Source organism: Actinoplanes oblitus, assembly GCF_030252345.1.
GTDB lineage: Bacteria > Actinomycetota > Actinomycetes > Mycobacteriales > Micromonosporaceae > Actinoplanes > Actinoplanes oblitus.
Genome location: NZ_CP126980.1, coordinates 2,504,838 through 2,527,557, shown reverse-complemented (window position 1 = coordinate 2,527,557; position 22,720 = coordinate 2,504,838). Strand labels below are relative to the sequence as shown.

At 72.9% G+C, this 22,720-nt stretch carries 20 protein-coding genes and 1 riboswitch; of the genes, 7 read left to right on the top strand and 13 right to left on the bottom strand.

What is annotated here, in order from left to right; genetic code table 11:
• Positions 1-139 precede the first annotated feature (139 nt).
• On the bottom strand, positions 140-1,180 hold the full coding sequence (locus Actob_RS11450) for a LacI family DNA-binding transcriptional regulator (protein ID WP_284920064.1): 1,041 nt from the start codon (positions 1,178-1,180) through the stop codon (positions 140-142).
• Positions 1,181-1,298: 118 nt separating this feature from the next.
• The gene (locus tag Actob_RS11445) at positions 1,299-1,664 is read right to left on the bottom strand and encodes a nuclear transport factor 2 family protein (protein ID WP_284920063.1); all 366 of its coding nucleotides are present in this window, start codon (positions 1,662-1,664) and stop codon (positions 1,299-1,301) included.
• A gap of 66 nt (positions 1,665-1,730) precedes the next feature.
• Here Actob_RS11445 and Actob_RS11440 point away from each other — a divergent pair, with 66 nt between their 5' ends.
• Positions 1,731-2,195 carry a hypothetical protein gene (locus Actob_RS11440; protein WP_284920062.1) on the top strand — a complete coding sequence of 155 codons (465 nt, stop codon included), beginning with the start codon at positions 1,731-1,733 and terminating at the stop codon, positions 2,193-2,195.
• A gap of 23 nt (positions 2,196-2,218) precedes the next feature.
• Here Actob_RS11440 and Actob_RS11435 read toward each other — a convergent pair whose 3' ends face one another.
• Positions 2,219-2,788 (bottom strand): hypothetical protein, encoded by a 570-nt coding sequence (locus Actob_RS11435; protein WP_284920061.1) that lies wholly within the window; start codon positions 2,786-2,788, stop codon positions 2,219-2,221.
• A 246-nt stretch (positions 2,789-3,034) separates the two neighbouring features.
• Here Actob_RS11435 and Actob_RS11430 point away from each other — a divergent pair, with 246 nt between their 5' ends.
• Complete coding sequence (locus Actob_RS11430; RefSeq protein WP_284920060.1) at positions 3,035-4,150, top strand: glutamate-cysteine ligase family protein; 1,116 nt, start codon at positions 3,035-3,037, stop codon at positions 4,148-4,150.
• Positions 4,151-4,492: 342 nt separating this feature from the next.
• On the opposite strand, the gene Actob_RS11425 is transcribed toward Actob_RS11430, so the two are convergent.
• The gene (locus tag Actob_RS11425; protein ID WP_284920059.1) at positions 4,493-5,281 is read right to left on the bottom strand and encodes a thioesterase family protein; all 789 of its coding nucleotides are present in this window, start codon (positions 5,279-5,281) and stop codon (positions 4,493-4,495) included.
• Positions 5,278-8,358: an amidohydrolase family protein gene (locus tag Actob_RS11420; protein ID WP_284920058.1), complete on the bottom strand. Its 3,081-nt coding sequence runs from the start codon at positions 8,356-8,358 to the stop codon at positions 5,278-5,280. The genes Actob_RS11425 and Actob_RS11420 overlap by 4 nt, the downstream gene beginning before the upstream one ends.
• 62 nt (positions 8,359-8,420) lie before the next feature.
• Here Actob_RS11420 and Actob_RS11415 point away from each other — a divergent pair, with 62 nt between their 5' ends.
• Entirely contained in the window at positions 8,421-9,302 is an 882-nt protein-coding gene (locus tag Actob_RS11415) for an LLM class flavin-dependent oxidoreductase (RefSeq protein WP_284920057.1), read from the top strand.
• A 154-nt stretch (positions 9,303-9,456) separates the two neighbouring features.
• On the top strand, positions 9,457-10,089 hold the full coding sequence (locus Actob_RS11410; protein WP_284920056.1) for a PilZ domain-containing protein: 633 nt from the start codon (positions 9,457-9,459) through the stop codon (positions 10,087-10,089).
• A 49-nt stretch (positions 10,090-10,138) separates the two neighbouring features.
• Here Actob_RS11410 and sigJ read toward each other — a convergent pair whose 3' ends face one another.
• From sigJ to Actob_RS11385, 5 genes are all read right to left on the bottom strand, one after another.
• Positions 10,139-11,002: an RNA polymerase sigma factor SigJ gene (gene sigJ, locus Actob_RS11405; protein WP_284920055.1), complete on the bottom strand. Its 864-nt coding sequence runs from the start codon at positions 11,000-11,002 to the stop codon at positions 10,139-10,141.
• Positions 10,999-12,306: an NAD(P)/FAD-dependent oxidoreductase gene (locus tag Actob_RS11400; protein ID WP_284920054.1), complete on the bottom strand. Its 1,308-nt coding sequence runs from the start codon at positions 12,304-12,306 to the stop codon at positions 10,999-11,001. Before Actob_RS11400 ends, sigJ begins: the two co-directional genes overlap by 4 nt.
• A gap of 85 nt (positions 12,307-12,391) precedes the next feature.
• On the bottom strand, positions 12,392-13,387 hold the full coding sequence (locus tag Actob_RS11395; RefSeq protein ID WP_284920053.1) for a DUF4190 domain-containing protein: 996 nt from the start codon (positions 13,385-13,387) through the stop codon (positions 12,392-12,394).
• Between the two features lie 95 nt (positions 13,388-13,482).
• Entirely contained in the window at positions 13,483-14,457 is a 975-nt protein-coding gene (locus Actob_RS11390) for a hypothetical protein (RefSeq protein ID WP_284920052.1), read from the bottom strand.
• A 109-nt stretch (positions 14,458-14,566) separates the two neighbouring features.
• Positions 14,567-15,199, bottom strand: a complete 633-nt coding sequence (locus Actob_RS11385; RefSeq protein WP_284920051.1) for a GNAT family N-acetyltransferase — start codon at positions 15,197-15,199, stop codon at positions 14,567-14,569.
• 11 nt (positions 15,200-15,210) lie between these two features.
• Positions 15,211-15,326, bottom strand: a riboswitch (SAM riboswitch).
• A gap of 158 nt (positions 15,327-15,484) precedes the next feature.
• On the opposite strand from Actob_RS11385, the gene Actob_RS11380 reads away from it, so the two are divergent.
• Genes Actob_RS11380 through Actob_RS11370 form a run of 3 tightly spaced genes read left to right on the top strand, consistent with a single transcriptional unit; the run spans position 15,485 to position 16,906 of the window.
• Complete coding sequence (locus Actob_RS11380) at positions 15,485-15,817, top strand: ArsR/SmtB family transcription factor (protein ID WP_284920050.1); 333 nt, start codon at positions 15,485-15,487, stop codon at positions 15,815-15,817.
• A 5-nt stretch (positions 15,818-15,822) separates the two neighbouring features.
• Complete coding sequence (locus Actob_RS11375) at positions 15,823-16,296, top strand: SRPBCC family protein (RefSeq protein WP_284920049.1); 474 nt, start codon at positions 15,823-15,825, stop codon at positions 16,294-16,296.
• 16 nt (positions 16,297-16,312) lie between these two features.
• The gene (locus Actob_RS11370) at positions 16,313-16,906 is read left to right on the top strand and encodes a dihydrofolate reductase family protein (protein ID WP_284920048.1); all 594 of its coding nucleotides are present in this window, start codon (positions 16,313-16,315) and stop codon (positions 16,904-16,906) included.
• A gap of 42 nt (positions 16,907-16,948) precedes the next feature.
• On the opposite strand, the gene Actob_RS11365 is transcribed toward Actob_RS11370, so the two are convergent.
• The 3 genes from Actob_RS11365 to Actob_RS11355 all read right to left on the bottom strand — a co-directional run bounded on the left by Actob_RS11365 (position 16,949) and on the right by Actob_RS11355 (position 22,709).
• Positions 16,949-18,202 (bottom strand): glycosyltransferase, encoded by a 1,254-nt coding sequence (locus tag Actob_RS11365; protein ID WP_284920047.1) that lies wholly within the window; start codon positions 18,200-18,202, stop codon positions 16,949-16,951.
• Between the two features lie 12 nt (positions 18,203-18,214).
• Positions 18,215-20,368: a GH92 family glycosyl hydrolase gene (locus tag Actob_RS11360; RefSeq protein ID WP_284922293.1), complete on the bottom strand. Its 2,154-nt coding sequence runs from the start codon at positions 20,366-20,368 to the stop codon at positions 18,215-18,217.
• A 103-nt stretch (positions 20,369-20,471) separates the two neighbouring features.
• Positions 20,472-22,709 carry a putative bifunctional diguanylate cyclase/phosphodiesterase gene (locus tag Actob_RS11355; RefSeq protein ID WP_284920046.1) on the bottom strand — a complete coding sequence of 746 codons (2,238 nt, stop codon included), beginning with the start codon at positions 22,707-22,709 and terminating at the stop codon, positions 20,472-20,474.
• Positions 22,710-22,720 lie beyond the last annotated feature (11 nt).

Genomic DNA, 22,720 nt, shown 5'->3' with positions numbered 1-22,720 from the left:
GCGGGTCCGCCTCGGCTCGGGCCGCCCCTCGCGCCACGGCCCGGCCCGCTGCGGGCCCGCACCGGCGTCACCGGCCGGTCAGCGCGCGGGCCACCCTCGCGCCACCACGACCCGAGGCGGCATCGACGTCACCGGCCGGTCAGCGCCGGGGCGCACCCGTCGACGCGCGGGCCACCAGCGCCGGCACGAAGGTGGCCTGCTCGTGCCGGTGGTCCGGGTTGGTGGCCTCGTCCAGCACCAGCCGGGCCGCCGTCCGCCCCAGCTCCTGCCGCGGCTGGCGTACCGAGGTCAGCGGCACCGCCGCGGCCGCCGCGAAGTCGATGTCGTCGAACCCGACGATGGCCAGATCGTCGGGCACGCGCAGCCCGGCCGTCACCGCGTGCTGCAGCAGGCCCAGCGCGAGCAGGTCGTTGGCGCAGAAGGCGGCGGTCGGCCGGCGCCGGGACGGCAGCCCGGCCAGCCGCTCCCCCGCGGACCGCCCCTCGCTCACCGTGAGTGCCTCGGTCGGCAGGTGGATCAGGTCGTCGGCCGGCCGGCCGAACTCCTCCCACACCTCCCGGGCGCCCTGACAGCGCTCCCGGACCTGGCCGATGCTCGACGGCCCGCCGACGAACGCCACCCGCTCATGGCCGCGATCGATCAGATGCTCGACGGCGATCCGGCCGCCCAGGACGTCGTCGACGGCCACCGAGCAGTGCCCACCGGCGCTGCTCAGCCGGTCCACCATCACGAACGGGATCCCGCGCCGGGCGATGTCCGCCAGGTGCGGGGCGTCCGGGTCGACCGGGGTGATCAGGATGCCCTGGACGCGCTGCTGGATCAGCCGGTCGAGGTGCTTGGACTCGCGCTCGGCCCGGCCGCCGCTGTTGCAGACGAACAGCGAGAGGTCGGCGGCGTCGGCCGCCTGCTCGATGCCCTCGGCGACGTCCTGGAAGAACGGGTTGCCGCCGTCGAGCATCACGTACGCCAGCGCCCGGCTGGTGCCGGCGCGCAGCTGGCGGGCCGACTCGTTGCGAATGAAGCCGAGCTCGGCCATCGCCCGCTCGACCCGCTCCCGGGTGGCGGAGCTGACCACCGCCGGCCGGTTCAGCACATTCGACACCGTGCCGAGGGAGACGCCGGCGGCCGCCGCGACGTCCTTGACCGACGGCGCGCGCCCGTTGCGCGGCTGCTGAGCCACCCGTTGCCCCCTGGCTTGAACGATGGATTGAAACGCATTGTAGGTACCGCGCCGCCACCCACGGACGTCAGCATCGCATCACGAGTGAAACATTTCAACCAAGCGGCGGCGGGCCGGCTCAGGCCACGGCGATGTGCGCCGCCACCACCCGCCAGCCGGCCCCTTCCGCGTACGCCCAGGTCCGCGTGTAGCGCAGCCGGGCCCGGAACGGCGCCCCGCCGAACGAGCCCGCCACGTCACACACCACGAACGTGACGCCGGTGCCCGCCACCACCAGCGACTCCAGGCTCACCTCGGTCAGCGACTCGATCACCGAGCTGCCCGTCCGGTACGCCGCCAGGTCGTCGTCCTTGCGATAGCGCCCGCCGTCCGGGCCGATCGCGACCAGCCGGTCGTCCAGCAGCCGGTCCAGCTCGGCCACGTCGCCGGCACGCTGCGCGTCCTGCAACCGCCGCTCGGCGGCCAGCAACTCCCCCTCGGTCATCCGCTCAGGATAGAGAGTCGCACCCGGCCGGTGATCACTCAGAAAAATCGGCTACCGTCCGTGGCCGTGACGCGCTCCCGGATCCTTCCCGCCGCCCTGGTCCTCGCCCTGCTGACCGGCCTCGCCGGCTGCGACGGTGACGCGGATCCGGCGACCGGCGCCGCGCCGGCCGCCGGATCGCCGGCGCCGGCCGCTGGCGCCGCGGTCGGCGACAAGGAGCTGTGCACCACGCTGAACAAGGCGGCCAGCGCCATGAAGGGCGGCATCTCGGACGCGCAGAAACCGGACGGCAGCGTGGCCGCCAAGGACGCCAGGGAGGCGTTCACCCGGTTCCACAAGGCGGCGGCCGAGGCGCTCGCGCTCGCCGGGAGCACCGAGGTGAGCACCGCGGCGCGGGCGGTCACCGACGAGATCGCCAAGGCCGCCCAGGCCGCGGACCCGATCGGCGCCGCGTCCGGCGCCGGGTTCGGCGAGCTCAGCGAGAACCTGACGAGCGCCTGTGAGACCGCCGGCGTAAAGATCAACTTCTAGAGCGGGGCGGGTCGGCCGCGGAGTCAGTGGACCAGGGTGGCGCGGCCGGGGCGCAGGTGGCGCGGTCCGGTGCCGCGGCGCAGCGGCATCAGCGCGACCAGGATGGTCAGGGCGGCGAACGGCAACAGGTTCAGGTTCACCGTGATCCCGGCGATGCCCAGCCCGAACAGCAGCGGCGTCCAGACCGGCAACAGGCGGGCCGCCACCATCAGGCCGAACAGCACCAGCACGCCGAGCGGGAAGAGCATCGGGCCGGCCTTCTCCAGCGCGTCGGGCAGCGGCGCCGCCTCCCGGAAGCCGTCCGAGAGGTCGCCGGCGATCACCCACAGGAAGGCGGCGACGCCGGCCAGGCTCGCACCGGTGGCGATCGTCGCGACCCGTCGCCGGCCGGCCGGGAAGGTGTTCCGCACCGCGACGGCGAGCACGGCGAACAGCGCCATGCCGGCGAAGAACGCGAGGTGGCCGACGGTCCAGAGCGGGCCGTTGCCACGGTCGCCGTCGAGGCCGTCGAAGAAGCGCAGGACGCCGTAGGTGAGCAGCAGCACCGGCGCGAGCAGCGCGGTCCGGCGGAGGACGACCGAGTTCGATTCCATGCGACGAACGCTATGGCCGTCGATGCCCCACGCAGGACCGGCGGATTCCCCGAGGCCGCCCTGATTCCGGCCCTCGGACGACCCCTAGGGATGACCCTGGGAATTTTCCTATCGAGCAGATAGGAATGCTATGCTCGCCGGCACCGGGGACCGACGCCGGGAGCAGCGGGGACGCCACGAGCGCCGCGACCGCTCCGGCCTCGGCCCCCGGACATCGACACTTCGGAACGCCGGCGGAGGCATCGCGTGACCACCCTGACCGAGCAGGCCGCCGCTGAGCACCTCGCCGCCCGGGCGTTCGCCCCCGGGTTGCCCGGGTTCGTCGGGGTGACGGTCGACCTGCTGCTCGACCCGGCCCGCACGCCCACCGGGCGGCGGCCGCTACGGCACGGCTTCCTGGACGCGCGGTCGCCGCGGGTGGTGGTGGTCAGCGGCCCGCCGTCGCCGGGCCTGGAGACCGCGCTGCGCCGGATGTCCGACGACCTGGCCGCCGCGACCCGGCTGATGGACCGGCACGGGCTGACCGTGCTGCCGTTCGCCACCGGCACCGTGCACCCGGACGGGCCGCCGCACGCGTACGGCACCGCGACCGCCGGGATCCGGATCGGCCTGGAGGCGGGTCTCGACGACGCCGGGCCGCTCGGGCTGCGCCGCCGCTGGGTCCTCGCGCACACGCTCACCCCGGTGCTCGCCGCCGCGTTCGCCAACGCGCCGCTGCGGCACGGCCGCCCGACCGGCTGGCGCAGCGTGCGCCAGGCGCTCCGCCGGGACCTGCCGGTGCTGCCCGGCAGCCCGGCGGTGCCGGGACAGCGGATTCCCGACAACCCGCGGGAGGCCGGTGGGTCCCGGTTCACCGCCGATGTCCGGACGGCCTGGGCCGCCACCGTCCTGGACGCGCCGACCGTCACCGGCCGCAGCCTCCGCGACCGCTTCCGATCAGGCGCCCGCATCGCCGTCGACGACCTGGGCCGCCACCTCGCCGCGCTGCGCCCACCGGTGGCCGCCCGGGGACACCTGGAGATCGACGCCGTCGACCGGCAACCCGGCAACGGCTGGCGCCTCCCGGCCGCCGTGATCACCGCCCTGCTCGACGACCCGCGCGCCGCCGAGGAGGCGTACGCCGCCACCATCCACCTGGTCGACGAGCCGCGCCTGTGGGAACGGGCCGCCCGCGACGCCCTCACCGACCCGGTCCTGGCCGACGCCGCCCGGGCCTGCTTCCTGGCCGCCTACGCCAGCCTCGCCCGCCACGGCGCCACCCGGGAACTGCGCGACGCCCTGGCCGACTTCACCGACCGCTACGTGACCCGGGGCCGCTGCCCCGCCGACGACCTCCTCGACCGCGCCGCCGGCCTGGTCTGAGGCAGCCCGGGACATCCGTGCCCCACCTCAGCACCGACACGCCCGAGCCGCGGGATCGGAAACCGTCGGCATCACCATTGCCGTCATCGACGGAGCCCGGGTGTCGCCAATGCGATGTGGTGTCCACAGTCACGGGTTCGTCGCCGCGATCGGGCTCGTCGCTCTTGGGCGAGTCGTCGTGTGGCGTCACCGCGTGGATCACGCTCTGGTTGATGTCGACACCCGTCTTGTCCGCGGCCTTGACGGTCTGCTGGACCCCGTGGGTGACACAGCCGAGGCCACGGCATCCGGGGCCGGCGAACGCGGGGCCCATCCCGGATGTCGCACCTGTCGCGGCGGGTCTCAGCGGGGCGCGACCAGCAGCGGCTGGCTGATCCGGCAGACCAGGCCGCGCTCGTCGGAGATCGTCCCCTGGGCGATGCCGGTGCCGTTCGGGCCGATGGTGCTGGCCGCGTCCAGGAACATCCACTCCGACGCGGGCACGCGCTGGAAGGTGACGGTGAGCGTGGGCGGGATGAACAGCCAGTCGGCCATCGGCAGCTCACCGGAGAGTCCGTTGGCCGAGTCGGCGACGATCATCGCGCGCTGCTCCGGGGTGGTCTGCTCGCCGGCGACCAGCGGGATCCGGACCCGGGTCCAGACCGACGCCGGTCCCGGATCGGCGAAGCCGCCGGCGACGAACCGCCACTCGATCGCGTTGCCGTAACCCCAGTCCGGGCTGATCCCGCCGAACGACCAGCCGGCCGACGGCGGCGGGACCGGCGGCGGGAGCACCGCCGGGGTGGCCACCCCGGCGGTGGCGCCGTCCCGCTGCCGGATCCGCCAGGCGCTCGCCTGCACGGCGAGCTTGCCGTCGGCCCACATCTCCGCCTCCAGCAGTTCGACCCGCCGGCCGGGCCGCAGCACCCGGGCCTCGGTGCGCAGCCGTCCCTGCGGGATGCCGCCGAGGAAGTCGACGGTGACCCGGGCGAGCGGGGTGGCGCGGTCCGCGCCGCAGCGCTGCATGGCCCGGGCGAGCAGGGCGGCCGGCGGGCCGCCGTGCTGGAGCGAGAAGTCCCACGGGCTGGCCGTCGCGGGCGTGGACTCGAACTCGTGCTCGCCCACCGGCAGGTAGAACGCTCCGACCGTCACATGACCTCCGAACAGCACGCGTGCCGGCTGTGCTCGACGTACTCGGGATCATGCCACCAGAACGCCGCGTTGTCCGGATGCTCCACGGCGGGGAGCACGGTGCTCTCCCGCAGGGGGGTCGCGACGGCGAACGGCGCCAGCAGCGAGTCGACGGTGTGCGGGACGCCGGCGGCGATCACCTGACGGACGTTCGCGGCCTGATCGATGTCGGCCAGCGGGTCGCCACCCAGGATCGCCAGGTCGGCGTAGCGGCCGGGCGCGATCCGGCCCAGCGGCTCGGCGAGGAAGTCGGCGGGGATCCGGGTCGCGGTGCTCAGCGCCTCCCACGGCGTCATCCCGTAGGCGACCATGGCCCGCAGATTGAGGTGGGTGCTGACCGCGTTCGGCGAGATCGGCGAGTCGGTGCCGGTGATCACCCGGCCGCCACCGCGCAGCACCCGGGCCACGTGCGCCACCTGCCGGGCCAGGTTCCGCCGGTTCACCGTCTGGTCGGTGGTCCGCGCGGTCTCCGCGATGCCGCGCAGCGTGGCGTACTCCCAGCTGGGGTAGAGGGTACGCACCCGCACGTCGTCGACCAGCCCGGTGTCGTCGGCGAGCAGGGTCACCGCGCCGAACAGCGTCGGCGTCAGGGTGGCCCGGCTGTCGATGAAGATGTCCGCCACGTCCGAGTAGGCCGAGCCGAGCGCGGTGACCGTCCGCGAGTAACCGAACCGGCTGGTGGCGCCGACGTGCTCCTGCCCGTCGCCGCCGAACGCGAACGCCGGGTAGTGATAGTGCGAGGTGGCGTGCACGCCGTGCCGGTGCGCCCAGGCGATCACCTGCCGCTGCCGTTCCGGGGCGAGCCGCACGTAGGACTTCATCAGGTCGTAGTCGAGAGCACCGGCCCGCTCCAGTTCCAGGGCCATCTGCGCCGCGTCGAAGGTGGGCCGCATGAAGTTGTAGAAGATCCGCGACCCGTCGACCGCCTCACCGGTGGCGAAGTATCGCGGCCCGATCCGGGCGCCGGACTGCACCGACTCGCGTTCCTCCACCATCTGGTAGGCGGGGCTGCCCGGCGAACGGGTGGTGGTGATGCCGAGGGACAGCCACAGCCGGCCCTGCCGCGCGCCGTAGGAGTACCCCTGCATCTCGCGGTGGTGGTGCATGTCGATCAGGCCGGGCGTGACCACCGCGTCGCGCGCGTCGATCAGCCGCCCGTCCCGGTCGTCACGGTGCGGTCCCACCTCGACGATCCGGTGACCCTCGACCACCAGGTCGGCGTCCCGGCTGAGAGTCCGGCTGACGCCGTCCCAGTACCGGCCCGCCCGGATCACGGTCCGCCCGCGAGGCGCGGTGTTCGCCCACGACAGAGCCAGATCGACGGTACGCGGCCGCCCGCCCGCCGCGTCGATCAGTCGCAGCCGCCCGTTGTTCAGGTAGAGCAGCCGGGTCGAGTCGCCGCTCCAGCTCGGCGCGTCGGTGACCTCGTGGGTGAGCTGCCGGGGCGTCCCGGCGTAGGTGCCGTCCGGGTGCACGTCGACGACCCAGAGCACGCTGGCCACCACGAAGGCGAGCCGGGTGCCGTCGGGTGACCAGACCGGGCCGTCGTCGCCGCGGGTCTGCAGCGAGCGCCGCGGCAGCGGGTCGACGTAGCGGCCGGCGCCGGTCGCGGTGTCCACCAGCAGGATCTTGCTGAGCCCCTCCCGGTAGCGAGCCGAGTACGGCACGATCGCGGCCAGCGCGATGGTGCGCCCGTCGGCCGACCAGCTCGGCCGGCCCGGCTCGAACGTCGCGGTGAACAGCTTGCGGATCGTGCCGGTGGCCACCTCCACCGTGTAGAGCGCACCGGTCTGGTCCAGGAACGCCAGCCGGGCGCCGTCCGCCGACCAACTGCCGGACACCGCCGCCGCGTTCGGTAGCGCGGTCAGCTGCCGGTCCGCGCCGGTCGCCAGGTCCCGCAGCCAGATGTCGAGCTTGCCGCCCCGGTCGGTGGAGTACGACAGCAACCGGCCGTCCGGCGACCAGGCCGGATCCGACTTCCACCAGGAGTCCCGGGTGAGCGGCCGGGGCGGCTGCCCGATCCGCATCGTCCAGATGTCGTTGAGCGCCCGGAAGGCCACCGACCGGCCGTCCGGGGAGAGCACCGGGCTGCCGATGCCGAGCACCGGACGCGGCCGCACCGACTCGAAGTCGCGGGTCCGCTTGCGGTACTCCGGCGTGCGCAGCGTGACCGGCGCGGAGAAGCCGATCTCCGAGCGGGTGGCCGCGCCGAGCGCCCGGCGACGCAGGGCGCCGTCGGCGGCGTACACGAAATCGCCCTCCGGACCGAAGGAGACCCGGAAGGGAAAGACCTCCTCGCCGGTGATCTCCGGTCTTCCGTCGCGCCACAGCTCGCTGCGGCCGTCCAGGGTGACCTGGTAGACGAGGCCGGAGCCGTCCGGCGTCCACTCCGGTCCGTGCAGGACCTGGCCGGTGGGTACCGTCACCCGGGTGGTCCGGGCGCCGGTCGCCACCTCGACCACGTCGATCCGGGTGCCGGCGACCACGAAGGCGATCCGGGCGCCGTCCGGGGACCAGGCCGGTTCGTACTCCTCGGCCGGGGTGCCGCCGGGCACCGCGGTGATCGCGCCGGAGGCCAGCTCGAGCAGGTGGATGCCGTAACTGCCGTCCCGGTCGCTGGAGAACGCCAACCGGCGGCCGTCCGGCGCGAACCGCGGCTCGCGGTGGTCGAACGGTCCGGTGGTGAGCCGGCGCAGCCCGGAGCCGTCCGGGCGGATCAGCCACAGGTCGAACGACCCGGTCCGGTACGACTGCACGGCGATGCTCTCGCCGTCCGGGGCCCAGTCCGGCTGGGCGACGTCGAAGAGATCACCGGTCAGCCGCCGGGCCGGCCCGCCCGGCGCGGGCAGCACCCACAGCACGCCGGCCAGGTCCATGGCGATCCGCCGGCCGTCCGGTGACTGCCGGACGGCCAGGTCGGTGCCCTGCCGCAGCCCGGTGCGCCGGGTCGCGGCAGAGGCGGCGCCGGCCAGCGCCGGGCCCAGGACGGTGGCGCCGGCGACACCGGCGAGAAGCTCACGTCTGCTGACTGTGCTCATTGGATTAATAGACACCTGTTGATGGGACCGGGCAAGGTCGATCATGCCGATAGGCTTACGGTATGCGCATTTCGATCTGGCCGGGTGCAGGTCAGCCCTGGTCCGACATTCTGGAAACCGCCCGTCACGCGGAAGAGACCGGCTGGGACGGCGTCTGGGTCGCCGACCACTTCATGCCGAACGCCGGACCCGGCCGGGACACCCGGCACCCCACCCTGGAGGCCGGTTCGCTGGTCGCCGCGCTCGGCGCGGCGATCCCGCGAGTCCGGATCGGCACCCTGGTCTACGGCAACACCTACCGGCACCCGGCGGTGGTGGCCAACATGGCGGCCACCGTCGACCACGTCACCGGTGGCCGGTTCACCCTCGGCGTCGGCGCCGGCTGGCAGGTCAACGAGCACGAGCAGTACGGCATCGAGCTGCCCCCGACCAAGCAGCTGCTGGACCGCTTCGTCGAGGCGCTGCAGGTCATCCACGGCCTGCTGCGCCAGCCGACGACCACCCTGACCGGGGAGTATTACCAGCTCACCGACGCGGTCTGCGAGCCGAAACCGGTGCAGGACCCGCTGCCCATCATGATCGGCGCCAAGGGCGAGAAGCGCATGCTGGGCGTGGTCGCCGAGTACGCCGACATGTGGAACACCTGGGGCCTGCCGGACCTGATCGCGCACAAGTCCGCGGTCCTCGACCGGTTCTGCGCCGAGCGCGGCCGGGACCCCAAGTCCATCGCCCGCACCGCCCAGGCGCTGACCGTGGTGAACGGCCCGCTGCCGGAGGGCCTGCCGGTGCCGGCCATCGGCGGCAGCCCGGCGAAACTGGCCGACGCGATCGCCGAGTACCGCGCCGCCGGGCTGGACGAGCTGATCGTGCCGGACGGCTTCCTCGGCTCCGGCGCCGAGAAGCTCAAGGCGATGGACACCGTCCTCGGGTTGCTGAGGGGTTAGCGCCCGGGCTCCGCGGTTGCCGATGGGTTAGCGCCCGGGCTCCGGGGTTGCTAAGGGGTTAGCGCTCGCGCGAGTCCTCACGTCGCCGAGCCCCGCGCCGACATGCAAGGCGACCCGCGCGGTGCGGGCTCGGCGACGCGAAAGGCCAGCTCTGATGGACCTGCCTGAGATCGGCTCCCCGATTTTCCTGGCCCTCGGCGACGGAGTGAACATCCGTTCCCGCCTCGAATCGGTGGACGACGGCACGTTCAGCGTGGCGGCGCCGCTGGAGACCAACGGCCCGGACGGCTTCCTGCCGGGCTACGAGTTCGAGGTGTTCTGGGTGCCGCCGCGCACCCGGATCAAGATGCCGGTCCTGCTCAAGGGCGTCACCGACAGCTCGCCGTTCCGCTGGACGCTGTTCCCGACGGCGGAGCCGGAGATCAGCAACCGGCGGGAGTACGCCCGCGGCGGCGCCGGCGCCCCGATCCGCCTCTTCGGCGAGTGGGGCGACCAGTGGCTGCAGGGCCAGATGCTCGACATCAGCGAGGGTGGCCTGCGGTTCTGGGTGCCGGACGCGAAGATGTTCTCCGAGGGCGACTACATGCGCGCCCTGGTCTGGCTCGGCAACGGTGAGGCCGAGATCAAGGGCAAGGTGTACGCGGTCCGCCCGGCCGGCGACGAGCCCGGTCACCACGTGGTCCTGATCTTCAAGACGATGGACCCGCTCGCCCAGATGATCCGGCAGTACGTCATCGCCTGGGAGATCGGCGAGCGCCGCAAGGCCCGGGCCCGGGTAGCCGCCTGAGCCCGGCCGGATGGCTCCGGGGTCCCGGCCGGGACCCCGGGCTCACGGCTCACACCCGGTGCACCACGCCGCCCTGCACCGCGGCCAGCTTGTCGGGGTTGGCGGTGTTGAGGATCGCCGCCACCCGGCCGTCGGCGTCCAGGTCGAGGGTGAGCGTGCCGAGCACCCGGCCGGCCCCGGTGATCACCACCCCGGCGCCGCCGTTCAGCTCGACCAGCCGGGCCGACATCTGGTCCGGGCGCACGCCCTCGTAGGGCCGGGTGCCCACGCCGGCCAGCCACGCCGCGACCCGCTCGGCGCCGTGCACCGGGCGCATCGCCTGGCGTACCTTGCCGCCGCCGTCGGTCCACAGCGTGACGTCCGGGGCGAGCAGCTCCATCAGGGTGTTGATGTCGCCGCCGGAGGCGGCCGCGAAGAAGCGCTCGGTCACCGCGCGCTGCCGGTCAGGGTCCGCCGGGAACCGGGGCCGATGCGCCCGTACGTGCTCGCGCGCCCGACGCGCCGTCTGCCGCACGCTCTCCGGGCTCCGTTCGACCACCTCGGCGATCTCCTCGTAGCTGAAGGCGAACGCCTCCTTCAGCACGAACACCGCCCGCTCCAGCGGGGTCAGGTTCTCCAGGACCAGCAGCAGCGCGGGCGCCACGTCCGGGGCCTCGCCGCTGGTCAGGATCGGCTCGGGCAGCCACGGCCCGACGTAGGTCTCGCGGCGGGCGCCGGCCGACCGCAGCCGGTCCAGCGCCGTGTTCGACACGATCCGCACCAGGTAGGCCTTCGGGTCGGCGACCTTGGACCGGTCGGCCGCCGACCACTTCAGCCAGGAGTCCTGCACCGCGTCCTCGGCGTCCGCGGCGCTGCCGAGGATCCGGTAGGCCACCGAGAAGAGCAGGCTCCGATACTGATCGAAGACGGTCACCGGCGCCACACCATCACCGAGGCCGGGTGCTTGCGGGCACGCTGGAAGGTGGGCCACGGCGAGGCTGTCACGGTCTCCTTGTACCAGACCGCCGCCCGGCCGGTGAGCGCCATCCGCGCCGGGGAGTCGTCGGCGTGGGTGAACTGGACCACCGCGTCGCGGCGGCCCAGGCTGATCGGGGCGTGGTAGTAACCGAACCGGAACGGCTTGACCGGCTTGCCGTCCAGCTCGCGAACCACCTGCGCGGCGGTGTGCGCGGCGGTCGGCATCCCGCCCTGGCAGGTGCCGTGCATGACGCCGTACCGCTGGGTGATCGCGGCGGCGTCACCGATCGCCCACACCCGGGGGTGCGAGACCGAGCGCAACGCCTCGTCGACAACGATCCGGCCGTGATCGTCGACGGTCAGCCCGGCGGCGGCCGGGAGCGGCGAGACACGCACGCCGCTGGTCCACAGGATCGCGCCGGCCGGCACCGTCTCGCCGCCGGCCAGGTCGACGCCGTCCGGGCGTACCTTGATGATCTCGCCGGTCCGGACCTGGACGCCCAGCCGGACCAGCGCGGTCCTCAGGTGGTCGCGGGCCCTGGGCCCGAGGTTCTGGCCGGGCTCGGCCCGGCCCAGCAGGGTGACGGTGAGGCGCGGAAACCGCTCGGCGATCTCCGCGGCCGCCTCCACCCCGGTCAGCCCGCTGCCGCAGACCACGACGCGGCCCTCGCCCGGCCCGTCTTCACGACCGCCCGCATCCCGCGCCCGGCCCTCGCCCGGCCCGTCTTCACGACCGCCCGCATCCCGCGCCCGGCCCTCGCCCGGCCCGTCTTCACGACCGCCCGCATCCCGCGCCCGGCCCTGGCCCGGCTCCGCCGCATCCTTTACGCGAGCTTCGCTCAGCTCGGTCAGGCGGCGCGCGAACAGGTCCGCCTCGCTCGCCGAGTCCAAGGTGTACGCGTGGTCCGCCGCACCCGGCACCGCCGAGGTGTCGGCCGCGCCGCCCAGCGCGTAGATCAGCGTGTCGTACCCGATCTCCCGCTCGTCGTCGATCCGGACGGTCCGGGCGGCGGTGTCGATCCCGGTCACCCAGCCGGTCTCCAGGCGCGCGTTGCTACCGGCCAGCAGGTCCCGGATGCTCAGGTCCCGCAGGTCCTGCCCGGTAGCGGTCTGGTGCAGGCGGAGCCGCTCGGTGAAACGCTCGGTGGCGTTGACCACGGTGATCTCGACGTCGCCGCGACGGCGGGTGCGGCCGGCCAGGCTGACCGCCGTGAGCATGCCCGTGTATCCGGCGCCGATCACCACGATTTTGGTGGACATCGTCCTGCCCCTTCGCTCTCGGGTGTTTATCGCGAGACGGGGCAGGACGAGCCGGTCGTGAGCTGGCGTGACTCAGGTCACACGGTCACTTGACCATGGAGCCGGTGTACTTCTTGTTGTCCGGGGCCACCGCGATGCAGGTGATGCTGCGGTCCACGGTCCAGGACCGGCGGGACGGGAAGATGTAGTAGAACTCGGCGTCCTTGAACTTGCCGATCGCGTAGGCGTCCAGTTTGTCACCGCAGCGGTTCTCCGCCTCGGCCTCCACCTTCTTGTCGCCGGGGAAGGCACCGGCCGGCATGGTGGTGACGCTGTACACCTCGCCCTGGTGCGGCACCGAGCAGGACACCACCGGCATGTCGTAGACGGTCTCGTCGTCGGAGATCGTGGCGATGCAGTCACCGGGGTGCAGCTCGTCGGTCCGGACGTCGGCCGGTCCGGTGCCGACGGTGGTCGCCGTCGCGGCCGGCCGGGCGCCGTTCGTGGGACCGGCGCCGGCGGGCCTGTCGCTCTCGGTCAGGGAGCCGACCGCGACCATCGTGACGATGCCGAGGATCCAGAAGGCGGACAGGCTCAGCCCGGCCACCGCCATGCCCTTGCCGCGGTCGCCGCGCTTCTTGATCTGGGACAGGGCGATGACACCGCAGATGACACTGATCAGAACGCCGCCGAGAAGGCCGAAGATCAGCGAGGCGATGGCGGCACCATTGGTCTTGGGCGGGCCGTAGTTCAGGTGCGCCGGCGGGAAACCGGGCGGCGGGAAGCCCGCCGGTGGGTAGGGCTGACCGGGGTAAGGCTGACCCGGAGCCTGCTGACCTGGATAGGGCTGGCCGGGATAGGGCTGGCTCGGGGCCGGCTGGCCCGGGTAGGGCTGGCCCGGGTAGCCGCCGTAGGGCTGCGGCGACTGCTGCGGGGGCGTCGCCGCGTAGCTGGGCTGCGGCGGGGCGCTGTACATCGGGGCGGTGGGCGGCGCGGCCAGCGGGTCACCGGCGGGCGCACCGAAGGCAAGCGGGTCGGCCGGCGGGGGCACCGGCGCCGGACCGGGCGCCGGGTGCGGCTGCCCGGGGATCTCCTCGTTCACGCCGGGACGCTAACCCAGAAAACGATCTTTACCGAGGGCGCGACGGTTCCGATTGGGTATCACCCGGGCTCCCGGGCGCTGGACCGTCCACCCGGTCACGCCTCGACCAGGGCGGCGCGGGCGGTGACCTTGCGGTAGGCGTACCAGATGAGGGCCACGGCGCCGGCCGTGAAGACGGCGTTGCCGATCAGGTCGACGGCGACCGCCGCGGCACCGACCGGGGTCTCGGCGAACGAGTGCCAGGCGTAGGTGATCAGGGCGCCGGCGGCGATCGCCAGGCGGTGCAGGTCGGTCCAGCCCGCCCGGGCCGACCAGCGGGCCAGCAGGGTGAGGTAGACGGCCACGTCCACCGCCCACACCGCCACGCCCACCCAGGTCGGCACGTGCACCACGTCGAGGGTCAGCCCCTGGAAGACCGCACCGGCGACCAGCGTGGTGATCAGGACGACCAGGGCGCTCGGCGCGGTGCCCGGGCGCGGCCGGAAGGTGATCCGCACCAGCAGCCCGGCCGCGATCAGCAGGGCCAGGACGATCCCGGTGGCGGTGAACTGGCCGGCCGTCGCGGTGTAGGGCCACTGCGACATGTTGATCGCCGTGGTGATCGCGATGCCGATCAGGAACAGCACCCCCGTCACGATCAGGCCGGCGCGGCCCAGCCACGGCGTGGTCCGCCGCTCCCCGGAGATCACCTCCATCATCATGATCGGCGCGCAGATGCTCCAGAAGACGTGGATGCCGATCACGTACATGGTCCACGGGACGGCGATCCCGAAAGCCGGAACGAAGCCGTCCACCAGCAGGTGCTGGTCGGCGTAGTTCGGGTTGAACAGCGACTGGGTGGTCAGCCCCTCCTCCAGCACGCCGTAGGCGACCGCCAGGATCAGGATGTTCGGCCAACCCAGCCCGCGGCGCCGGACGAGCTCGCGGATCAGCAGCGCCCCGCCGCCGTAGAGCGGCGCCAGCGCGAGCACCGCGGGCAGGAAGGTGATCGGCAGATTACCCAGCAGGAACTCGGCGACCAGCGGCGACAGGAAGAACAGCCCGACTGCGGGAGCGATGCGCTTTCTCATGACTCGACTACACCGCTTCCGGCTCCCGGTCACCCCGGTCGAATATCAGGTATCGCCGATGACAAATGTCAGGCGCCGCCGCCCGCCGTCCGTCACCCTCGGCAGCTCCTCATCGGACCGCCGCGCGGCCCGCCAGCCGGGCCTGCAGGCGCGCCCGGCAGTGCGGCCACTCCGAGGCGATGATCGAGTACATCGCGGAGTCGCGCAGGCGGCCCTCCTCCCCCGGCGCCCACGATTTCGACCAGCACCGGAGCACCCCCTCGAAGGTGGCGCCGATCCGTTCGATGGCGGCCCGCGAACGGGCGTTGCGGGCGTCGGTCTTGAGGTCCACCCGGACCGCGTTCCACTGCTCGAAAGCATGCCGGAGCAGCAGGAACTTCGCCTCCGTGTTGATCCCGGCACGCTGCGCCGAAGCGCCCAGCCAGGTGAAGCCGATCTCGACGGCGCAGAGTTCCGCCCGGTCCGGCCAGGGGCGGGGATCCCACAGACCGGTCGCTCCGACGGCACGGCCGGTCGATGTCAGCACCTGAGCGTACGGCTTGAGCACGCCCTCCGCGGCCCGCGCCAGTTGGGCGTCGAGGTAGTCGCCGACCTCCGCCGCGGCCGGCACCCAGGTGTACCGGTACGACGAACGGTCCTCCTCGGCCGCCACCGCCAGGTCCGCGGCGTGCCGCCGGTCCAGGGGTTCGAGGCGGACCAGGCGGCCCTCCAGGACCGGGGCGTCGAGGTTCTTGAGCAGCACGGCAGGGCTCCCTTCGCGGCTTGTCCGGCACACCGCGCACCGGACCCGGTCATCACCCGGGGCACCCCACCCACGGTTGGAGGGTTGCCGGCCAGCGAGCCGGGGCTTCGCGCTGGCGCTCATGACCTGGCCGCCACCCTAACAACCGGCCCTCCACACCGGACCGCCCGACCGACTGAGCAATCTCCCCGTGCGATATGAGCTGGCCTTTCAACTCATTGGTTGACATCCTTCCGGCGGGCGGCTAGCTTGTCTTTAAACCGATTAGTTGAAACGAGGTGGGCGATGCCGGCGGACGAGCTGTCGCGGGTGTTCGCCGCGCTGGCCGACCCGACGCGCCGCGACATGGTGGCGCGCCTGGCCACCGGCGACGCGACTGTCAACCAGCTCGCCGAGCCGTACCGGATGTCGCTGCAGGCGGTCTACAAGCACCTCAAGGTGCTGGAGGAGGCCGGCCTGGTCAGCCGCCCGGCCGGGCCGCAACCGCGGTCGGTGCGACTGGAGCGGGACGTCTTCGACGAGGTCGGTGGCTGGATCGAGCAGTACCGGCGCCGGGCCGAGGCGCGCTACCAGCGCCTGGACGCGGTGTTGCGGACCATGAACGAGCAGGAGGGATGAGGACCATGCACGAGGCACGGATCGAAGCCGACAAGGACCTGCCGATCATCCGGATCACCCGGGACTTCACGGCGACGCCGGAGCAGCTGTTCCGCGCGCACACCGACCCGGAGTTGTTCGCCCAGTGGTGCGGACCGGACTCGACGACCACCCGCGTCGAGCGCTGGGACGCCGTCTCCGGCGGCGCCTGGCGTTACGTGGCGGTGCGCGGCGACGAGGAGTACGGGTTCCGCGGCTGCTTCCACGAGGTGCGCCCGGACCGGATCGTCCAGACGTTCACCTTCGAGGGCGACCCGGACGGTGTCGCCCTGCAGACGATGACCTTCGAGGACCTGGGCGACGGCCGCACCCGGCTGCACGCGCAGTCCCTGGTGGACAGCTTCGAGAGCCGCGACGCCTGGCTCCGGAGCGGCATGGAGACCGGCGTGAACGAGGGATACGCCAAACTCGACGCCCTGGCCGCCAAGGGCGCCCTCTGACCCGGAAGGAGCCACCGTGGGCACCGTGATCCTGCACAGCGCGATGTCGGTGGACGGTTTCCTGGCCGACGAGAAGGACGGCGTCGGGCCGCTGCACGACTGGTACCGCAACGGGGACACCCCGATCGTGACCGGCGATTCCGGGTGGGACAGCCGCTTCCGGGTCTCCCGCGCGTCGGCGGCGTACGTCCGGCCGATGTGGGCGTCGATCGGCGCGACGGTGATCGGGCGTCGCCTGTTCGACCTGACGAACGGCTGGGAGGGCAGGCCGCCGGCCGGCGATCACGTGGTCGTGGTGTCCCACCGGCCCAAGCCCGAGGGCTGGCACCCGGAGGCGTCGTACCACTTCGTCGCCGGCGTGCCGGCGGCCATCGCCAAGGCCCAGGAGCTGGCCGGCGAGCGGACCGTGGCGGTGAACGCCGGCGACGTGGGCGGCCAGGTCCTGGCCGCCGGCCTCGCCGACGAGGTGGCGATCGACGTGGTGCCGGTGGTGTTCGGGTCGGGCAGGCGCTTCTTCGGCGCGGTCGACGCCCAGCACCTGCTGGAGGATCCGCACGTGGTGATCCAGGGCGACCGGGTGCTGCACCTGGGCTACCGGGTGCGCCGCTGACACCGGGCGGGGGCGGCCGCGCCGGTCGCCCCCGCGCGCGCGTCAGCCGGGCAGGAAGAGGGCGTCGAAGACGGCGGTGCGGTCGAAGGACAGGGCGTGGGCCCGGGCCCGGGACTCCATCGCCTGCCTCTCCGCCTCGGGCATGTCGAGGATGGCGTGGTCGAGGGCGTCGGCCAGGGCGTCGACGTCGCCGGCCTCGACGATGATGGCGGTGTCGCCGACGGCCTCGCCGGTGCCACCGGTCCGGGTGGTGACGATCGGGCCGCCGCCGGCCAGCATCTTCTCGGCCAGCGCGATGCCGAAGGTCTCGACGAAGTCCGGCTCGGGCTTGGTGGGCAGCGCGTAGGCGGCGCAGCCGGCCATCAGCAGCGGCTTCTCGTCGTCGTCCACGTCGGTGAGGAAGACGACCCGGTCGTCCTCCTTCGCCATCGCGCGGACGTGGTCGAGGGCCGGCCCGGTGCCGGCCACGACCAGCGGCACCTCCGTCCGGGCCCGCATCCGGCGGTACGCCATGACCAGGTCGTAGATGCCCTTGGCCCGGGCCACCCGGGACAGGAAGAGCAGGTACTTGCCGCGCTTGAGGCCGCGTCGCGCCAGGGCCTCCTCGATCGCCTCGTCGCCGAGCCCGAGGAACGCCGACGAGTCGATCGGCGGGTAACTGACGGTGACCCGCTCCCGGCACCGCTGGGCGAAGCCGGTACCGCAGTGCGCGTCCACCTCCTCGGCCGCGGCGATGATCTCGTCCCGGGTGTACTCCGAGACCGCCACCACCTGGTCGCTGGCCAGGAACGTGGTGAGCAGCACCGTCGCGGCACCGAAGCGGCCCTCGCGCAGGCAGGAGCGGATCACGTTGGTGACGTCCGAGCCGACCGCCTTGGCGATGGTGCGCACGTCGGTCCGGAAACCGGCGGCGCGGGCCGCGGTGACCGCGTCGTTGATCACCTGGGTGTGCGGGACCAGGTACATCGACAGGCACACGGTCGGCACGCCGTCGCTGAGCAGCTCGACCAGCCGGCCGGTGAGCCCGGCCAGGTGACGGCCGTCCGGCACCCGGTAGTCGCCGACCGCCTCGGGCCGTTCGACGGTGATGCCCGCGCTGTACGGCAACAGCCGGTCGAGCGGCTTCAGCGGCAGGCCGGCCGCCTGCAGCGCGGGGATCGGCCAGGTGAGCAGGCGGACGTCGTCGAAACCCCGGGTCAGGGCCACTTCGGCGAGGTTGCGTGCCTCGCCCGAGTGTCCGCAGACAACGGGGTCGGCGCGGACCGCGATCACGAGTCTCCGGGTAGGACGGCTCATGGTCATTCCCTCTCAGGGGTGGGAGTGGGACGGCGGGCGGATCCCGTGTCCCCACGTCGATGGTTCGGGGCCGAGCCGCAGGTGCAGCCGGCCGCCGCGATGGACGTCGGCAGCGGACAGATGTGCCGCGTGCAGCGGTTTGCCGTTCAGGGTGGCGGACTGGACGTACTGGGTGGGCGGGTCGGCGCCGACGCCGTCCACGCCGATCGGGATGTCGCGGTGCCCGCTGGTCTCGATGACGAACTCCTCGTCACCGGCGCGCAGCGCGGCCCTGGCGAACGCCGGCGCGTTCACCAGGAACAGGCTCTGACCGGCCACCGGGAACAGGCCCAGCGACGCCCAGACGTACCAGGAGCTCAGGCCGCCCGAGTCGTCGTTGCCCGGCAGCCCACCGGGGCCGGTGCCGAACTGCCAGGTCAGCGCGGACTGCACCACCTCGGCGGTGCGGTCCGGGCGACCGGCGTAGTGGTACGCCCACGGCGCCTCCATGTCCGGCTCGTTGTTCAGCCCCTCGAACCGGTTGAGGGCGTAACCGAGGGCCATCTCGGCCGGCTGCGGGCGGACGCCGGGCTGGGTGACCGGCTCGGCGCCGTACCCGAAGAATTTGTCCAGTTTGCTGAGGAAGCCGCTGTCGCCGCCGGCCAGCTCGATCCGGGCGGCCATGTCGTGCAGCAGCCGGAACGAGTAGTTCCACTTGCCGCCCTCGTAGAACTCCGAGTCGCGCAGCAGTCCGCCGGCCGGGTCGAACGCGTTCACCCACTGGCGGCCGCGGCGTTCCAGGTCCTCGGCGAGGCGGTGGTCGTTGAGGGCGCGGGCCAGCTTGGCGGTGCAGTGGTGGGCGTACGCGAGGTCGAGCGTGTGCGTGATCGGGTGCACGACGCCGTGCTCGAAGAAGTCCTCGCCGTACATCCGGCGCAGGTCGTCGACCATGTGCACGAGCGCCCAGCCCCAGTCGACACCACCGCGGCCGAGCGCGTGCGCGTCGGCGATGGCGGTGTGCGCCAGCGCCGACGCCTGCCGGAAGAACCGGTCGGCGCCACGGGCCATCCGATAGCCGATCGGGAAGTTGCCCTCCTCCTCGCACACCCGGATCAGCGATTCGAGCAGTTCCATGGCCCGCTCCGGGGCGATCGCCTGGAGCAGCGGGAGCTGCGTCTTGTAGATGTCCCACATGGTGCAGATGTCGAACGCGTACGGTCCGGAGCTGGGCCAGAACGGGCTCTCGTCGTCGGCGAAGCACGGCTTGATCAGCGAGTGGTAGAGCGCCGTCGCCATCACCGTGCGCCGGGCCGGGCTGCCGCCGTCGACCCGCACCCGGTCGAGGTGGTCGCGCCAGCGGTGCCGGGTCCGGGCGCGCACCTGCTCGAAGGCCGGCGCGGTGGCGCCGCACTCCCGGCGCAGGTTCTCCCGGGCCTGCTCGCAGCCGCGCAGCGAGAAACCCATCCGCACCTCGACGGTCTGCCCGGCGCGGGCCGGGCCCATGAACAGCAGGCCGAACGGGCGCAGCGTGGTGTGCCGGATGCTGTCGAAGTCGAGCCGGGTGCCGCCCGGGATGAGGCGGCGGTCGTACCAGAGCATCTGCCGCCAGCCGGGGGCGTCCGCCTCCAGGTAGACCGAGAGCGGCACGCCCTCCATCACCACGGTGCCCTGCGCGCGGCCGTGGCCCATGCTCTCCACCTGGGCGCGCAGCGGCACCGTGCGTCCCAGGTCGATGGCCAGCCCGCCGCAGCTCAGGTCGATGACCACCCGGGCGCTGTGGTGGTCGGGGAAGGTGTACCGGTGCACGGCGACCTTCTCGCCCACGGTGATCTCGCTGCGCACCCCGGTGTCCAGGTTGGCGGCGTAGTAGCCGGGCTCGGCGCGTTCGTCGTGCAGCGCCCAGGACTGCCCGAGGTCGTCGAGCGGCTGGACCATCGGGGTGACCCGGACATAGTTGTAATATTTCCGGATTGCCCCGGTTCCGGATTGCTGGAAGTGGGTGAACCCGGAGGCCTGGGTGCGCTCGAACATCTCCTCGGGCACGCCCTCGGTGTTCTTCGCGTACCGGCCGTAACCGGTGGGGTAGGCGCCCGAGTAGGCGCAGGCCGAGACCATGCCCAGCGGCGAGGTCGCGCCCGGGTGGGTGTTACCCACCTGCGGCTTGGGCCACCACCAGGTGGCGGCCAGACCGAGTGCGCGGGGCAGGTCGGTCGCCGCGGTGCCGATGAAGGGATCAACGTTGTCCAGGATGGCGGGACTCTAACCGGCGCGAGCCGTCCGGTGGTTTCGATCAGGTGAACTGCGCCAGTGGGGTGACGCACGCCCCGCTGATCAACATCTCCTGGAACTCCTCCGGCGGGCGCGGCGGGCTGAAGAAATAGCCCTGCACGGCGGGGCAGCCGGCGGCCCGCAACGCGGTCCAGTCGGCGGGCTCCTCGACCCCCTCGGCGATCGTCGACATGCCCAGCGACCGGGCCAGCCACAGCACCGCCGAGATGATCGACGACTTGCGCTGGTCCTCGGCGAGGCCGGCGACGAACGAGCGGTCCAGTTTGACCACGTCGGCCGGGACCGACTCGAGCCAGGTCAGCGAGCTGTAGCCGGTGCCGAAGTCGTCCAGCGCGATGCGTACGCCGAGCCGTTTGACGGTCGCCAGCCGCTCGGTGACGTCGACCGTCGAGGCCAGCAACGCGGTCTCGGTGATCTCCAGGACCAGCCGGGCCGGGTCCAGCTCCGGGTGCTGGGCGAGCAGCTCGGCCAGCACCGGCACGAAGTCCGGCTCGGCGAGCTGGCGCGGGCTGACGTTCACCGACACGTAGCCCAGGTGGCCGGACCAGTAGATCAGATGCTCGATCGCGGAGCGCAGCACATGCTGGCCGAGCGGCACGATCATGCCGGTCTCCTCGGCGGCGCCGATGAAGTGGTACGGGCTGAGGATCTTCCCGTCCGGCGTGCGCATCCGGACCAGCGCCTCGGCGCCGATGATCTGCCCGGTGACGGTGGAGACCACCGGCTGGAACCAGAGCGGCAGCGTCCACGGCAGGTGACCGGCGAGCGCCTGGCGCAGCCGGGCCTCGGCGGCCAGCCGCTCGTGCACCGACACCCGCATGTCCTCGGTGAACACCTCCAGCCGGTTGCCGCCGGCCCGCTTGGCCGCGTACATCGCGGTGTCGGCGGCCAGCACCACGTCGTCGGCGTGCTCGCTGCCGTGCTCGCAGGCGACGCCGACGCTCACCGAGACCGGCAACAGGCTGCCGGTCACCTCGAGCGGCTCGCTCATCGCGGCGAGGATCTCCTGGCCCAGGCGCAGCCCGGCGGCGGGCGGGCCGGCCACCGCGGCGACGAACTCGTCGCCGCCGAGCCGGGCCAGCAGCGCGCCGGCCGGCACCACCGACGACAGCCGTGCGGCCAGCGAGCGCAGCACGTCGTCGCCGGCCGCGTGGCCGGAGCCGTCGTTCACCGACTTGAACCGGTCCACGTCCAGGTAGACGACGCTGACCGGGGGCCGGCCGGCGAGCAGCTCGGCCAGGTCGTGCTCGAACGCCTTGCGGGACAGCAGCCCGGTGAGCGAGTCGTGCCGGACCTGGTGGCGCAGCTCGGCCTCGTGGTTGCGCGCGCTGGTGATGTCCATGCAGTGCGCGAAGACGAACCGCAGCCGGCCCTTCTTGTCGTAGAGCGGGGTGCTGTGCACCTGCACCCAGATCAGCGTGCCGTCGTCGGTACGCCGGTACTGCCGCACCATGGTGAGCGGGTCCGGGGACGCGACAGCGTTGTCGAACGCCCGGGAGTCCTCGTTGATCGGGATCAGCGGCAGGTCGCGTACCGTGAATCCGGCCGGCAGGTCGTCGGGCAGCCGCAACCACTCCCGGTACGCGGCGTTGCTGCGCAGCAGCACGCCGTCCGGGGCGAACATCGCCATCGGCACCGGCGTCTCGTCGAAGGCGACGCTGAGCTGGGCCTGGCTCTCCTCCAGGTTGTTCTGCGCGCGCCGTTCCTCGGTCTCGGTCAGGCCCCAGGCGACCACCTGGAAGCCGGCCGCGAGCAGCACCGCCAAACCGTGCAGCGCGGCCCAGACCAGCGGGTGCGCCTTGGCCGAGCTGTGGTCGTAGGTGTGCGTGCCGGCCAGCGCCCCGAACAGACCGTGGTGCAGCGTGGTGGCCACCAGGAACGCCCCGAACGGCGCCCAGTCGCGGTAGAGGGCGAGCGCGGCGACCGCGACGAAGAACGCGAAGTGCGCCTCGGTCAGGCCGTTGCTGAGCGAGACGAAACCGGCGCAGGCGACGGTGAAACCGATCGCGACGCTGACCGAGCGCAGGCGGCGGTGCGGGAGCCGGCTGGCGGCGACCACGCACGGCAGCACCAGCAGATCGGTCCAGAGCAGGGTGAGGGCGCCGCCCGGGCGGAGGGTACCGAAGACGGTCACCGCGACCACGGCCACGGCGAGGATGATGGTCAGCAGGCGGTGGCGTGCCGACCAGTCCTCGTCGCGTAGCTTGCCGCCGGCGGGCAGCCATCTCAGCCAGGTCACTCCCGCTTTAT

Coding starts and splice junctions, on each gene's coding strand:
- Actob_RS11445 (WP_284920063.1), bottom strand. CDS start 1,664: ATGACCGAGGGGGAGTTGCTGGCCGCCGAGCGGCGGTTGCAGGACGCG.
- Actob_RS11435 (WP_284920061.1), bottom strand. CDS start 2,788: ATGGAATCGAACTCGGTCGTCCTCCGCCGGACCGCGCTGCTCGCGCCG.
- Actob_RS11420 (WP_284920058.1), bottom strand. CDS start 8,358: ATGAGCACAGTCAGCAGACGTGAGCTTCTCGCCGGTGTCGCCGGCGCC.
- Actob_RS11415 (WP_284920057.1), top strand. CDS start 8,421: ATGCGCATTTCGATCTGGCCGGGTGCAGGTCAGCCCTGGTCCGACATT.
- Actob_RS11410 (WP_284920056.1), top strand. CDS start 9,457: ATGGACCTGCCTGAGATCGGCTCCCCGATTTTCCTGGCCCTCGGCGAC.
- Actob_RS11400 (WP_284920054.1), bottom strand. CDS start 12,306: ATGTCCACCAAAATCGTGGTGATCGGCGCCGGATACACGGGCATGCTC.
- Actob_RS11390 (WP_284920052.1), bottom strand. CDS start 14,457: ATGAGAAAGCGCATCGCTCCCGCAGTCGGGCTGTTCTTCCTGTCGCCG.
- Actob_RS11380 (WP_284920050.1), top strand. CDS start 15,485: ATGCCGGCGGACGAGCTGTCGCGGGTGTTCGCCGCGCTGGCCGACCCG.
- Actob_RS11375 (WP_284920049.1), top strand. CDS start 15,823: ATGCACGAGGCACGGATCGAAGCCGACAAGGACCTGCCGATCATCCGG.
- Actob_RS11365 (WP_284920047.1), bottom strand. CDS start 18,202: ATGAGCCGTCCTACCCGGAGACTCGTGATCGCGGTCCGCGCCGACCCC.